Origin of the sequence: Pseudoalteromonas 'SMAR', assembly GCF_048515945.1 — a bacterium.
Taxonomy (GTDB): Bacteria; Pseudomonadota; Gammaproteobacteria; order Enterobacterales; family Alteromonadaceae; genus Pseudoalteromonas.
The window spans coordinates 50,302-64,779 of sequence record NZ_JBLWMW010000008.1; the positions used below are offsets into that span (position 1 = coordinate 50,302).

Consider the following 14,478-nt stretch of genomic DNA (forward strand, 5'->3'; position numbering starts at 1 on the left):
TTTGTGTCTAACCGATTAATTTATAACAATTCGCTTAATTAAGTGGTCTATTTGAGGCAAGAAAATTCTGTCGATAACAAGGCAAAAATTTTGCTATTTAGTTGTTCTAAATAAGAAATTTTTAACGCAGTTAGCGTCGAATTTACTCCCTCAAATTGAGCAGGTATTAATGCGGATTGGTATTAGCCACTGTCGTTATTAAAGTGGCCATTTGTTCTAGCCTGTTGCGGCTATGGCTTGGTTAAGCAATAGGAGGACGGTATTGTTGCTCAATAAAATCAAGCAGTTGTTGCTCATCAGCGGAGTAACTCGGGGCCAGTGGTAAATAAGGCAATGCTGGGCCTTGAGTTAACAAAATAAGGTTAAGCTGGCTGCCTGAACAGTGCCCACAGTGGTGACAATCTTGACTCGGATGGTCATCGAATTGCGCCGTATTATCATTGGCATGGTCGTGGCTTTGCTGTAAGTGACTCACGTCAATCTGGTGAAAATCCGCGGCACTGGCGACCGTAGCAACAGTCTGGATAGAAAAAGCACAATTAGCATAAGTGTAAGTAACTTAGTCAACGCCATCCCCAGTGTATCTAAAAGTGAGCCATGCCAATTTAACAGTTTTATTGCTGCTGTCAACCGCCCTTATAGTACCGCCGACTGCAACCGTACAAGCAGCCCTAAATGGTGGCAAAATACAATAGCAACAATTGCTATTCTCCGTTCCTAAGCACAACTTAAATGCGAATTATAATCAATCGGTAACAACTTGTTTTGCTTAGATTTTTTCATTGACTCTAAAAATAAACGGGTTAGACTGTCGGCAGTTTTAACGTTTGAGGTAATACGCATGCAAGGTAAACAAAGAGTCATAGATGCATTCAATACATTGTTAGCCAACGAACTGGCGGCGGTCGATCAATACTTTATTCATTCACGCATGTATGAAGACTGGGGCCTAGACAAGCTATACCAACGCTTAGAGCACGAACGTGAAGAGGAAACCACACACGCAGATTGGCTGATCAAACGCATTCTGTTTCTAGAAGGTGTGCCAAACATGACTAAGCGTCGTGACTTATTAATTGGCACAGACGTTAAATCCATGATGGAAAACGATCTTAAGTTAGAACTTGAGGTCGTTGAGTGTGTGAAAGAAGTCATTAGCATTTGCGAGCAAGAGCAAGATTATCAATCTCGCGCGGTGCTAGAAAAGTTGCTATTCGATACCGAAGAAGACCACGTTTATTGGCTTGAGCAGCAAATTCGTTTAATCGATTTAATTGGCGCACCAAACTACATTCAATCACAGCTATAAACCGAGAGAGTAAGCAATGAAAGGAAACCCAGAAGTTATCACCGCACTCAACTCGGTGCTAGCAAACGAATTAGTGGCAATCAATCAGTACTTTTTACATGCTCGCATGTTTAAAGATTTTGGCTTCAGCCAACTTGATAAAGCCGATTACAAAGTCTCGATTCAAAAAATGAAAAACGCCGATAGATTGATCGAGCGGATTTTGTTCCTTGAGGGGTTGCCGAATTTACAAGATCTTGGTCGACTTCGTATTGGTGAAGATTGTGCTGAAATGATCGATTGCAATATGGCCCTAGAGCAAACATCGTTAACGCAGTTACAAGATGCCATTGCCCTGTGCGAACAGAAGCAGGACTACATCAGTCGTGAAGCGTTGAAAAATATCCAAGACATGCAAGAAGAACAAATTGACTGGCTGGAGACACAGCAGCATCTGATCACAACAATGGGATTAGAGAATTATTTACAGTCGCAGCTGTAATATTAATGAAGCAGGTTGTGAAGTTACTCAGGCGATTAAGCAACCTGCTCTGTTACATCGACGATATCAATCAGCTTATCGTTAAGGATTTTTTTCGCACAGTTACAACACTTACCGCATTGCTTACCAACAGACAAGCTCTGGCTGATTTCACGCATAGAACGCGCTCCCTCATCCACTTTCGCTTCAATTTGTTTATCGGTTACGCCGTGACAAATACAGACATACATAAATGAAAACCAATCTCAATTTCACTAACACAATCGAGTCTAATCTAAACGATAACAATTATCAACTATAAACAGAAAATAAATGCGAATAATTATTCTTTATTACTCTCAGTATGTCACTTGAAACTAAGCGTTTACTAAGGTTGTCATTAACATTGCAGCAAAAAATGATATAGCTGCTAGACTTACAAATAGATAGCACGACTTGCTAAAGAGGACCTTTTGCAAGCGCGCAATGCTGGTAATTGTAAAGCGAAAATTGTATACAAAACGTTAAATTAAAACGTTAATCTTATATTTATCATTGCTTTTACTACAGGAAGTCGGATAAACTCCTGCGACTAGACAAGCCAATGATGTCGATATTCTTTTGCTGGCTGGAGCAGGTGATATTAAAGGACTAGTTTTGATTCGATTTATTTAAGGTCTTTTAATGAAGCAAACGCTATTATGTTGTCTATTCTTCTTTATTGCTTGCACCATAGTAGCGCCCAGTTACGGGCATACCCCTTCGCAACACATCAGCCGCTTCTCCGTCGAAGAGGGCCTTTCTCAAGCGTCCATCACCAGTATAGCTCAAGATAAACATGGCTTTATTTGGATTGGTACGTTACTCGGTTTAAACCGCTACGATGGTAACCAAATTACCGCCGTTTCGGCTGGGGTCAACCTCAGCGAGTATGAGATAGTCGGTATTTTTAATATTGGCCAAGGCGAGTTATTGGTTTCAACGTTTCTTAATGGCGCTTACTTAGTTAATATTGACACCTATAAAGCACAAAAAATATACGACGGTAAACTGGGTAACAATAATGCCGGCATTGCAGCGGTAACCACTGCTATAGCATACAACGACAACATACTGCTTAGCATAGAAAATAACCTTTATACACTCGATCGCAAAACACTTAAGACAGAACTATTAGTACACTTCGAAGCTAATCAAGTGATTCGGGCACTGCATCGTATCGACAACAGTATTCTCATCGGTACCACCCAAGGCTTATACCAATATAGAATGCCAGCGGGTAAACCTAAACGGCTGAGCTTTACTGATACCACCTCAGAATACAACCAAGACGTAAAGCTATTGAAACAAGACCCAGCGCTGGGGTTATTAATTGGTACTGTCGAGGGCTTATATGTAATGCCCATCATCGACAAAAAGTTGCTTGCCAATAAGAGCTATACCTTAGTGCCAAAGAAGAACATTTGGGGTCATCAAATCACCCCATATGGCGAGTTTATCGCAACAGAAACGGGCCTCTATAAGGTCTCGCGGCGTAACAAATCCATCAACAAAGTACTGTCACTTGCACAGAGTCGGTATTTACTAACCAACCCAAGCATTATCAGCTTATATGCCGATAAAAATCATAACCTTTGGATGGGCACGTACAATGATGGTACCTATATGTGGCCATCCAGTGCATTGCGCTTCGATACCCTCGCCAGCCATAAGGACAGATACGCTAATAACAATGTTTGGTCTATTTTAGAAACCCAGCAAGGCGAGATTTTGATTGGCACCGACAATGGCATCAATGCCTTCGACAGCGCCAGCAAACGCTATAAAACCACGTATTTACAAAACCGTGAGTCAAAAGCCCTCTACGGCGCTGATGCGATATATTCAATATTTACGGCACCAGCCTTAAATGAAAATACCTTTGTGGTGCAAACCTCTGAATCTGTTGCATTGTTCGACCGCGAGCATAATACTAAAAAAATAATCCCCTACCCAGGCCATAGCAGAGATAACCAGTACAGCTGGGGAGTAAGTCAATACCCGCAGCAGCGCTTCCCGTTTATTACCAATAAAGGTTTTTATGAATATCACGCTCAAAGCAACGAAGTCAAAGCGCTAACAGGTCTTAATACCAAGCTTACCAGTACGGAAGCGTTTTTATTCTTACCGGCGCTTATTGCTGATGACGATGCCTACTACATTAGTACCGCAAAAGGGCTAGCTCAATATGACAGCCGAACTGACACCCTATCATGGCTGTACCAAAAGCCAGATAGCTTAATGGTATCCGCAGTAAACGATTGGGCAGAGGATGCTAACGGCAGGTTATGGCTTGCAACCAGCACCGAAGGGATAGTTGCTGTCGATGGTAGTAGCTATGAAGTCGTACACCGTATCGATAAGTCTACAGGCCTAGCTAGTAACGTTGTTTATAGCCTAAAGTTTGATAACAACGGCGTGTTATGGGCCAGCTCACAACGTGGGCTAATTCGCTATGACCACCAGAATAAAGGCTTGCAAACGTTTAGCCCCACCCATGGTTTACCCACATTAGAATTCAATGGCGGGGCTGCAAGTCGCTTAAGTAATGATCATCTCGCGTTTGGCACTATTAACGGCACTGTGTTGTTTAACCCAGCCGATTTCACTACCAGCGATAAAGTAACCCTCTCAGTGCAATTGACGCAACTGGATGTTCTTAACCAAAATACTCGCTTTATCGCACCACAACGTATTGCTGAGGCACTTGATTTCAACTTCGATGACATAGGCATTGAAATACAGTTTTCCGATTTTGATTTTGCTAACAATGACTCCACGCGATTTAACGTTGCCCTTTCGGGTCCGAGCGCAGTGGAATACAATGGTCTCAACCGCAACAAAGTATTCTTTAACCAGCTTTCACCGGGGCGCTATGAGCTCAATATTTCAGAGCATTCTCTAGTGGATGACCATGTTATTAATAGCCTAACAACACGCTTTAAAGTAGCGCACTCCCCTTGGCTAACGCCCTACACCATCGCGCTTTATATTATTAGTGGCTTGGCATTCAGTGGTTTGGTCATTGCTCGCCACAAACGAAAACAAGCTGAGCTCACTAAGGCGTTAAAAGCAGTAACACAAGCCAGCCAGCAGACCAAATTGGCACTACGTTCAACCAAAAGCGGCGTATGGTCGGCCAATTTGGACAGTCGCCTTGTTACCCAGCAACGGGCATATGATCTTGGCTATAGTGACGCCACCATCACTTTACAAGACCACTACAACGCCATTCATCCAGACGACCGAGAGATGGTCGAACTAAGCTGGAAAAAGTTTATTTCTAACCCCACCAAAGCCCAGTTATCACTTTCTTATCGGCTAAAATGCCAAGACGACAACTGGCACTGGTTTCATGACTTTGGTCAGGTAGCGGAATTTAATGATAAAGGTGAAGCTACAGAGTTGCATGGTATTTATACCAATATCACCACCCAAAAAGCCAACCAAATGCAGGCCAGTATGCTTGGTGAGGCGTTTTCTCAGGTCAATGACTGGATACTCATTTTAGACCCGTCGCTGCAACCCATTGCCGTGAACGCTAGCTTTTGCAAAGCTTTCCAGCTAGATGAAGATAAAGCATTAAATGAATTGACAACCAAACGTTTTGTTGATGCCATTGGCCAACGTAAGTTCCATAGCCTCATTGCCAACCTTAAGTCTCTTGGACCAAACCAGTATTTACGCCAAGAAGTACAAGTGAACGATGGTAAGGATAAAGTGCATCCTGTGCAGTTAAGCATTAGCGCCATCTCTAAAGATCAACGTACCCTTGAGTATTTTGTGGTGGTTGTCACAGACTTAACGGAACAAAAGCAGGCCGAAAATGAGTTACGTTATCTCGCCAACTTTGACGCGCTGACGCAGTTACCTAATCGTAGCCTGATGCTGCAGCACATTGAATTTGCACTATTTAATGCCAACAATCAGCAGCACAACTGTGCTTTACTATTCATTGACCTTGATAAGTTTAAACCCATCAACGATGCCTATGGTCACCATATTGGTGACAAGCTTCTAATTGCTATTTCAGAGCGGATCCAAGCGCAAATAGATGATAACTGCATCCTTGCTCGTCAAAGTGGCGATGAATTTTTATTATTAATGAAAACCCTGCCCTCAGTCGAGTACGTAAGTGGCATGGTGTCTAAATTAGTTAAGCATATTCCTGAGCGAGTTGAGATAGAGGGGATCACCGTCAGTGTATCAGCAAGCGTGGGCATTGCCGTTTACCCCTTTGATGGTGATGAACCTGAAGAGTTGATCCGTAATGCCGACGTGGCCATGATCCACGCCAAGCAATCTGGACGCAATGCTTATAAATTTTTTACCGATGCCATGAACCAAGAGATCCGTAAAAAGCTGCGTTTAGAAACCATTATGAAAACGGCAGTTCGCGGCAATGAGTTTTTAAATCATTATCAGCCAATTATTAATACTACCACTGGTGGCATTGCTGGAGTAGAGTTGCTAATGCGTTGGCACCATCAGGGCGAGCTCATTCCACCAAACGACTTTATCCCTATTGCCGAAGAAAATGGCTTAATAGAAGTGATGACTGAGCAGGCGCTTATTCGTGCCTTAACCGAATTGCGCCCTTTATTTAATCAGCAGTCTGACTTTTATGTATCACTTAATCTCAGTGCCGTGCATATTTTGCGTTCTGATATTGCCAGTCAATTTAGCGAGATACTCAGTGCTCACGGCTTAAGAAACCATAACCTCCGCCTTGAGATCACTGAGTCCATTTTTATGTCCGATCTAGCTAAGGCCAGAGCAACCATTAATGAAATGAAACGAGCAGAGTTTGTATTATTGCTCGACGACTTTGGCACAGGCTTTTCTTCATTAACGTATTTGAATGAATTCCCTCTGGATATTATTAAAATCGACCAAGGCTTCGTGCGTAATATGGCGGCCAAACCTGCTAATAAGTCAATTATAAGAACCATCTACTTATTGGCCCAGAGCTTGAATATGAAATGCATTGCAGAAGGGGTAGAAACCGACAAGCAGCTTAGTTACTTACGTGAGGTCGGTTGTGAATACATGCAGGGGTATTTGTTTGCTAAGCCATTACCGGCAGAAGAGCTTATTGCGTTATTTGAACAAAAATACTTATCTCACGCTTAAGCTTTAACCCAATCTGATAGTTTTTGATAAACGCTGTTAACGTCTATTGGCTTAGCAATAAAGTCATTCATGCCCGCACTCAAACAGCGCTGCTTATCTTCTTGGTAAGCATTGGCGGTGATGGCGATGATATGTGGTTGGCCATAAAGTGATTCATCCGCCCGAATGGCTTTGGCGCAGGCGAAACCATCCATGTTGGGCATTTGACAGTCCATTAAAATCAGCTCACAAGGTTGTTTTTGCAACACCTCTAAGGCAATGACGCCATCGTCTGCTGTGTGCAAATGGCATTCCGTCGGCTCTAATAACTTGGCGACCACCATTTGGTTTATTTTATTATCCTCAACCAGTAGCACATTTACCCCTGATAGATTCGGCGTATTAACAAGTTCTTCTTGTGCCGGATCCGACTTGCTGGCAATGGCCGGTATGGTGACAAAAAACTGGCTACCTACGCCAAGCTCACTTTCTAGGGTTAACTCTCCGGACATCAGCTCTACTAACTTTTTGCTAATGGCCAAGCCTAAGCCTGTACCACCAAATTTGCGGGTGATAGTTAAGTCGGCTTGAGTAAACTCTTCAAACAGCTGTGCTTGCTGGGTTTTCGAGATACCCATGCCGGAGTCTGCAACGCAAAAGTGCAGTTGCTGTTGCTGGTAGTCCACAGTTAACTTGATATAACCCCGCTCGGTAAATTTTCCGGCATTACTCAGCAGGTTATTAATCACTTGAGATACGCGTAATTCATCTAACTCAACATAATGTGGCACCTTGTCGCTGCAATGGTATTGAAATTCAACGCCATACTTGCCATAAGATGCCTTAAACATCGCCACTAAAGCCGCCATCATGTCAGCTAAATTAACCACTGACTTATCTACTTTTAAAGCGCCAGCCTCTATCTTCGAGTAATCTAAAATATCATTTAGGATAAGCATAAGGTTTTTCGCCGACTGCTTAATGACACTGACCTGTTCCGACACCTTGGTATCAAGGTGAGGCGCTCTCAGCAAGTTATCAGACAACCCTATAATGCCATTTAACGGCGTGCGTATTTCATGGCTCATGTTCGCTAAAAAACGGCTCTTCGATTGATTGGCAGAGTTGGCAGCTTCAACAGCTTTAGTTAGCTCGGTGGTTTTTTCAGCAACCTGACGCTCTAGCTCACGGTTAAAGCTGGTTAGCTTTTGATTCAGCCTAGCGTTTTCTTCACTGGCTTGCGTTTGCTTTGAAAAACTAAGGGTAAGCTTATAGGCCAGCTGATTAAATTGTTGCTGCAGCTCGACAATTTCCAAAAAACTGGTTTGTTCGGTGGCAGAGTTGTTAATTATCTTTGTGGGCTCGTAGGCGCGAATATCCTCACTCAGAGAGACAATAGGTTGCACCAGCAGTCTGGTCAAATAGCGTACAAAAACTGAGCTCAAAGCAATAATGAACAACGCCAGCAACAGCGCATCAAGCCAAGCTGCGGCAGCCAAATAGTTAAGGTACTTACGCTCAAACAAGGTGACAACCGACCATTGATAGGTACTTGACTGCGCTGTTTGTTTATACAAAATTTGCTCGGTAGAGTCTTCAAGGGTATCGGTTGAATCATCAAACAACGCCTGTAAAACAGCATCATTGGGCATATCGAGGGTTTTAAACTCGGTTTTTAATGAGCTAAACACCACTTGTTTGTTTTTATCTAAAATAATCAGATGGCTTGGTTTTGACAGTATCTCAGGAATAAAACGCTCAAATGAGCCAAAAATTAACGAACCTTCTACTATGCCAGTAAATTCGCCCCCCTTTAATATCGGCGCCGAAATCGCCACAATGGCGGCTTCATCAAATCCTCTGCCCTGAAAAATCCCCGACACATAGCCTTTCGGGTGAGTGGGTGCTAATTGAAAATAGTCTCTATCATCGACGTAATGTTGTTGCTTGGCCATCTCTTTGGCAAAAGCAAGCGGCGCAAAGTGTGTGATCTTAGCCTCTTTATCGGCCACGATTGCGGTTCTGAAGTTTGGATAAGTGGTAATAAAGCGGGTTAATACATCTTGCTTATTTAACCCTAATGCTACTTGCTCAGCAGCGGTGACAGTGGCATCTCGGTAGCTGGATAAGTAATCATCCATGCGCGCCACTACGGTGTTCGACGCTTTTTTTAATTGATTACTCACTTCAGATTCAAGACGCAAATAATAATTGTTGGTCAGTACAATGGTGATCATCAACACCACCAGCACAATCACTAAACTCACCGTTGAGTTGAGGATTTGATGCAGTGCAAGGCCTTGCCACTTACCTCGAGCAAAAAAGAAACTGAGTAAGTCCACCACCGCAAGACAAATGGCAGCATTAATAAAATACTTACCAAGAGCGGTAATAATGACCAGCAGCGGCAACTGCAAAGCAAAGTAACCGAATATAAACAGCGCAGGCAAGCCCAGTAACAGCCAAAAGACTAAACCACGAACAAAGAAGAGCTTATTGGTTCTTACCGCAACAAAGTGAAGCCAAACCACCTCAACTAAAAACACCAATGACGGCCAACAATGGCCCCAGCGATAGAATATAAAAGCGGCACCAATTGCCACGGCAATAAAGGCATACTGCCAGCCAAAAAGCAGCAACACAAATAACACGAATAACTGGCCCAACAAGAATTCGGAGCTATCCAAAAACCAAATAGGTAGCAAGTTGGCAACGCCGCCAAGCATGCCAAGAAGCACAGTTAAAAGAAGTATATGTTTTTGATTCAAGTGCAATTTAATCTGCTTATCTTAAGCTGGCAATCTATTACTATAACAGTAAAAGAGAAACGGCGCTTTGCCAAGCACAGATTAATTAATGCTCTGGGCAATCATGACTTTCTATTTGCAGCACACAGCTGGCTACCCCAAAGCGTTGCCTTAGTTGCATTTCAACCTCGGAGCGACACGCCGAATCGTGAGACTCTATAGTACAGTGGTGTTTTAAGACGATGTGTGCGCCGACCACGAGTTTACCGTCCATTTCACTTACCGTGATGTTGTGAGTGCTTTCAACGTGCTCAGTAGCCAAAATAGCGGACTCTACCGCACTGGGTTTAGGTAAGGCCTCTGCAGGTGTCATAAGCCCTTTCACGCAAGCCAACACCACTTTTACACCGGTAAACAAAACAAACAACGAGATCAGCATACTGGATAAAATATCAATGACTTCCCAGCCCGTAAAATAGATAACTACGCCGGCCACAAAGGTGGATACTGTCGATAGCAAGTCAAAAAAGGAGTGTAAAAATACCGCGTACACATTGATGCTGTCTTTTCTGCCTTTATATAAAATCCAAGCTGAAGCACCATGAAATAAGAATCCGATGGCCGCAATCACCGACATCAAATAGCTATTCACTCCTAAGCCATGACCCTCACCGTGGTGACTTAAGCGCTCTCCCCCTTCAAATAAAATGATGATCGCAATAGAAAGGTACAAGATGCCATTGATTAAGCCACCAGTGTATTCGGCGCGCTTATAGCCATCGTTATAAGTTTTCGCTAGGTAAACCGCCACACTCGAGGCGATCAGAGCGATAAACAATGAGCTGTTATGGACAAATAAGTGACCGGCATCGGCAAGCACAGCTAATGAGTTGGCATAGTAGGCACCCACTACTTGAATGACCATAAAGGTGCAAGTAATAGTCAACGCTATCAACAATCGTCGTCGAGAGGCTTGGTGCGTGGTGATGTCTGTCATGAAATGAACGTGTACCTAGTAGTAGAATTTGATAGCTTATCTATGTTGGTATATCAGGCTATTATCACATTGAATATTGCATTTCAGGCCAGTTTGCAACTGAGTCGAAGGCACACTGACACGCTCACCAATAGCAATGATATACAGTCGCAATTGTACGCTTAAATCACTCTGATTGCACGAATAAAAGCATCAACCACATCGTACCTGCACAAACTTTAAACATCACAACATCTTGCCGTAGAACAAGGTAATAAAAAGCGAATATAAATCTTTGATAGCTAAACCAAACTTTTTTTACAAAACCAGCTCTAAGATTCATTGCAAAATTAGTTATCTCATAAATACTTAAGCAAAAGCGTGTAGCCCATTACTTATTCAAGCTCTGTAAGCTTAAGCTCATTATGGGGTAAGTTTTAATAAGGATAATTTCGCAATGACAAAGAAAACCGTCGAGCATGCACAGCGCCACCCAAAGGTCATCATTATATGCGATGAACCCAATGAGCTCACTGGCGTAGCAGATATAGTTGCCTCTCAAGTGAATGAATACCGAGTTTTCACCAGCCATAAAGAGGTGGCTGAATTACTCTCAGAAGCGCCACCCGATGTGATTGTTATTGCCCGTAAAACGGTGGCAAAAAGCGTTGAAGTCTACAGCTTGTTGGCCAAAAATGGGTTACTCAACTACCCTCATGAAAACATCCTGTTGTGTGAAAACAAAGAGTCTGGTGTGGCTTTTCGCTGTTGTATGAAAGGCATTTTTACCGACTACTTTGTGTATAAACCCATGTATGAAAACTATCGTTTTCGGATGATATTACACAATGCCTTAATTCGCACCGAAGGGGTCTCTGAAGTTGCACAAATTCGTGAGGAGCATTTTGGCCGCATTGACGATAAACTCAAACAATTAATTGACGACGCTGCGGTTTATCATGACCGAGCCGATCAAACCTTAAAAGATGCCAGAGCCAGCCTTGACTCACAAAAAGGAGTCAATCAGGTTCAGGATGATTTGCTTAATGAGCTCAAAGCAAAACACCTTACTCCCTTGCTCGATCAACTGGAAAGCCAGCTTGCTGAAAGCGTCCATGAACTCACCCAGCGGCTAAAAGACAAACAACTCTCCATTGCTGAGTTAACCGCGGTGCTCGCGGAAAAGGATCAGGCCAACAGTGCACAACTGGCACAGCATGTCGTGCCGATGGAAAACGATGGCCAAGTTGAAATCAAACCACAAAAGCCGGTAAAAAGCGATGAACCTTTCAAAGTCATGGTCGTTGAAGACAACGAAATCTATCGTGAAATGATAGCAAAAATCCTCCGTGATGAAGGACATAAAGTAGAAAGCGTTGGCAGTGGCTTAGATGCCATAAAAAAACTCCGCAAACAGCGATTTTCGATGGTATTTATGGACTTATTTATGCCTGAGCTCGATGGTTACAACACCACCAAAAATGTGCGTAATATTCCCCATTGCAAAAAGCTGCCTATCGTTGCACTCACAAGCAACAAAAACAAAGACATCATTCGCAAGTGGGCATCGCTCGGATTAACGGGTTACATAACCAAACCCTCAACAAAAAGCGCCATCTTAAAAGCCGTGGATAAAGCCAAGCTTGAACTCAGTGGCGGGTAGCAAAATGGTTTGCTATGACATCAAACTTTCAACTGTAAACGATATTTTATTCTACACTTAGGAGTAAAGTAACGCCACCATGAAACCTATGAATAGCGCAAATTTAGTGTGTTTAAGCTTTTTGTTCGGGATTAACTCTGTTGCAGTTGCCCAGCAGTCTGACGCAGACTCGTTATTTTCACTTTCGTTTGAGCAACTCATGCAAGTGGAAGTGTCACTGGCCGCCAAAAAAAGCGAAACTTGGCTTAATTCATCTGGCACGGTGTACGTAGTAAGTCGCGATGAAATTAGCAATTACGGCTGGCGCGACTTAAAAGAGATCCTCGCCAGCATTCCAAATATGGATTATTTCTATCAATGGAGCTGGCTGCCAGGAGGACAACGTGGCTTTACCGGCAATATGTCTGGTACTTTAATGCTGATTGATGGCCGTGAAGTACAAAACTTATTGGCTAACGAAGCCTTTATTATGAATAACTTCCCCGCCAGTAGAATTGAGCGAGTCGAAATTTTACAAGGCCCGAACTCCACTCTTTATGGTGGCAATGCCACGCAAGGCGTGATTAATGTTATTACCCGTCTTGGTAGCGACGGTAATGAGATTTCTTTGCTAGCCGGTGAGGTAAGCACTCGGCATGGCAACTTGCTGCTAAATCACCAACAAGGTGACTTATCTCTGGCGATGAATGTCAGCTATTTTCAAAGCGCTCAAGACTACCGTGAGCTGCAAGAGTTTGTCTTTGATACACAAGCGTTTAGCCGCAGCCCTAAAGATGGGCTCAGAGATTTGTCTGAGCAGCGGTTTCGTAATGATGAAACCAACTACACCATTGATGCTAAAGTGCAATATCAACGTAGTTATGCCGGAATGAACATCAGCCGCTCCGAAAACGTCAGTGGTATTGAGGCGGTTGCCTATGATTATATTACTGGCGATGATTCACGCCGCGGCTACGCCCTTTATTATCTCGGTCAGACTTTTGCACCCAATGAAAAACTCAGTGGCACTGTAGAGCTAAGTTATTTTCGCGAATACAAAGAGAAAGACCGCTTAACCGCCATCATCCCCGATGCGGCACAAAGCTACCAAGACATTACCTTATACAATGAACGTGAAGACATTGGTCCTTCAGACAGGCTCAGACTTTCTACTCAGTGGCAATACAGACTCAATGACAACAGCGATTGGATTGTTGGCTATGACGGTTGGAAAACCGAAATTGGCCGCAAAATAAAATACCGAGACAGTGCAACTGGGACCACCTTGTTTACTCCCGCAGAATGGGCACAAGATAAAGAAAAGTCGGAAAAACATGCCTTGTATGGCCAATATTCCAAAACCTTTAAGTGGCAACAAGAAAGCTTAAAAGTCAGTGCTGGGCTCAGGTATAACCAGCAAGACTTTACCGACTCGGCCTACCTACCTCGTGCCAGCCTGGTATATCAGCCTGACCCGATCAGGCCTTTAAGCTCACCTATGGCGAAGCGTTTCGGCCGCCCACTATATTCGAATTTGATTTGGTGGTAGATGATGAACTGCCCTCGCAAACCATGAAGATGACGGAGCTAAACTGGAGCAAAGCTTTTACTGTGTTTGGAATAGATTTTGCCAATATTGCGGCAATTTACCATATGGAAGCGGAAAACTTTTATGAAAAAATACTCGATCCCCGCAGCAACTTATGGCGCACCCAGGTTGCTGGTAGCCATGCGGTAAAAGGCTTTGAAGACCAGCTCAAATTTACCGCGGGGAACTGGCAGGGCCAGCTGGCTCTGCGTTATGCATCGCCCGATAAAGAAACCATTAATGGGCGCACAGAAGTACTTAACATTCCTAAACTAAAGATAAAGCTCGGACTGGTATATCAACTCTCTGAGCAATGGCGCATTGCCGGTTTTGTCGATCATTGGAGTGATACCTTCACCGAGGCCAACCTGATAAATAGTCCAGGTACTGAAATCACCAAGATAGACGCTTGGACCACCCTAAACTTGCACTTAGTAAGACAAACAGAGCAATTGAGCTACGGCCTTTACCTCGAAAACGTGTTTAACCAACGCTATTTTCACGCCAACGCACGGGGCACCTCACCTTTGCAGTACCTACAAGCACCACGCAACCTCAGACTGCAATTTAGTTATCGCTTTTAAGCGGCTAGTGGCGCCTAACAA

At 43.5% G+C, this 14,478-nt stretch carries 10 protein-coding genes; 6 read left to right on the top strand and 4 right to left on the bottom strand.

Annotated elements, in window-relative coordinates; genetic code table 11:
- Positions 1-241: 241 nt before the first annotated feature.
- Positions 242-475 carry a hypothetical protein gene (locus tag ACNKW2_RS05585; protein ID WP_419147662.1) on the bottom strand — a complete coding sequence of 78 codons (234 nt, stop codon included), beginning with the start codon at positions 473-475 and terminating at the stop codon, positions 242-244.
- A 366-nt stretch (positions 476-841) separates the two neighbouring features.
- On the opposite strand from ACNKW2_RS05585, the gene bfr (ACNKW2_RS05590) reads away from it, so the two are divergent.
- The gene (gene bfr / locus ACNKW2_RS05590) at positions 842-1,309 is read left to right on the top strand and encodes a bacterioferritin (RefSeq protein WP_419147663.1); all 468 of its coding nucleotides are present in this window, start codon (positions 842-844) and stop codon (positions 1,307-1,309) included.
- 16 nt (positions 1,310-1,325) lie between these two features.
- Positions 1,326-1,790: a bacterioferritin gene (gene bfr / locus ACNKW2_RS05595; RefSeq protein ID WP_419147664.1), complete on the top strand. Its 465-nt coding sequence runs from the start codon at positions 1,326-1,328 to the stop codon at positions 1,788-1,790.
- A 35-nt stretch (positions 1,791-1,825) separates the two neighbouring features.
- Here the strand turns inward: bfr (ACNKW2_RS05595) and ACNKW2_RS05600 are convergent, their stop codons facing one another.
- Positions 1,826-2,020: a (2Fe-2S)-binding protein gene (locus tag ACNKW2_RS05600; protein WP_336565131.1), complete on the bottom strand. Its 195-nt coding sequence runs from the start codon at positions 2,018-2,020 to the stop codon at positions 1,826-1,828.
- Positions 2,021-2,453: 433 nt separating this feature from the next.
- On the opposite strand from ACNKW2_RS05600, the gene ACNKW2_RS05605 reads away from it, so the two are divergent.
- On the top strand, positions 2,454-6,941 hold the full coding sequence (locus ACNKW2_RS05605; RefSeq protein WP_419147665.1) for an EAL domain-containing protein: 4,488 nt from the start codon (positions 2,454-2,456) through the stop codon (positions 6,939-6,941).
- On the opposite strand, the gene ACNKW2_RS05610 is transcribed toward ACNKW2_RS05605, so the two are convergent.
- Both ACNKW2_RS05610 and ACNKW2_RS05615 read right to left on the bottom strand, forming a co-directional pair.
- Complete coding sequence (locus ACNKW2_RS05610; protein ID WP_419147666.1) at positions 6,938-9,688, bottom strand: response regulator; 2,751 nt, start codon at positions 9,686-9,688, stop codon at positions 6,938-6,940. The two genes, ACNKW2_RS05605 and ACNKW2_RS05610, sit on opposite strands and share 4 nt — an antisense overlap.
- Positions 9,689-9,773: 85 nt before the next feature.
- Positions 9,774-10,664 carry a cation diffusion facilitator family transporter gene (locus ACNKW2_RS05615; RefSeq protein ID WP_419147667.1) on the bottom strand — a complete coding sequence of 297 codons (891 nt, stop codon included), beginning with the start codon at positions 10,662-10,664 and terminating at the stop codon, positions 9,774-9,776.
- A 436-nt stretch (positions 10,665-11,100) separates the two neighbouring features.
- Here ACNKW2_RS05615 and ACNKW2_RS05620 point away from each other — a divergent pair, with 436 nt between their 5' ends.
- From ACNKW2_RS05620 to ACNKW2_RS05630, 3 genes are all read left to right on the top strand, one after another.
- A complete protein-coding gene (locus ACNKW2_RS05620) occupies positions 11,101-12,306 on the top strand; it encodes a response regulator (protein ID WP_419147668.1) in 1,206 nt (401 codons plus the stop codon).
- 88 nt (positions 12,307-12,394) lie between these two features.
- Positions 12,395-13,834 (top strand): TonB-dependent receptor plug domain-containing protein, encoded by a 1,440-nt coding sequence (locus ACNKW2_RS05625; RefSeq protein ID WP_419147669.1) that lies wholly within the window; start codon positions 12,395-12,397, stop codon positions 13,832-13,834.
- On the top strand, positions 13,810-14,457 hold the full coding sequence (locus ACNKW2_RS05630) for a porin family protein (protein WP_419147698.1): 648 nt from the start codon (positions 13,810-13,812) through the stop codon (positions 14,455-14,457). The genes ACNKW2_RS05625 and ACNKW2_RS05630 overlap by 25 nt, the downstream gene beginning before the upstream one ends.
- The last annotated feature ends 21 nt before the right edge of the window (positions 14,458-14,478 follow it).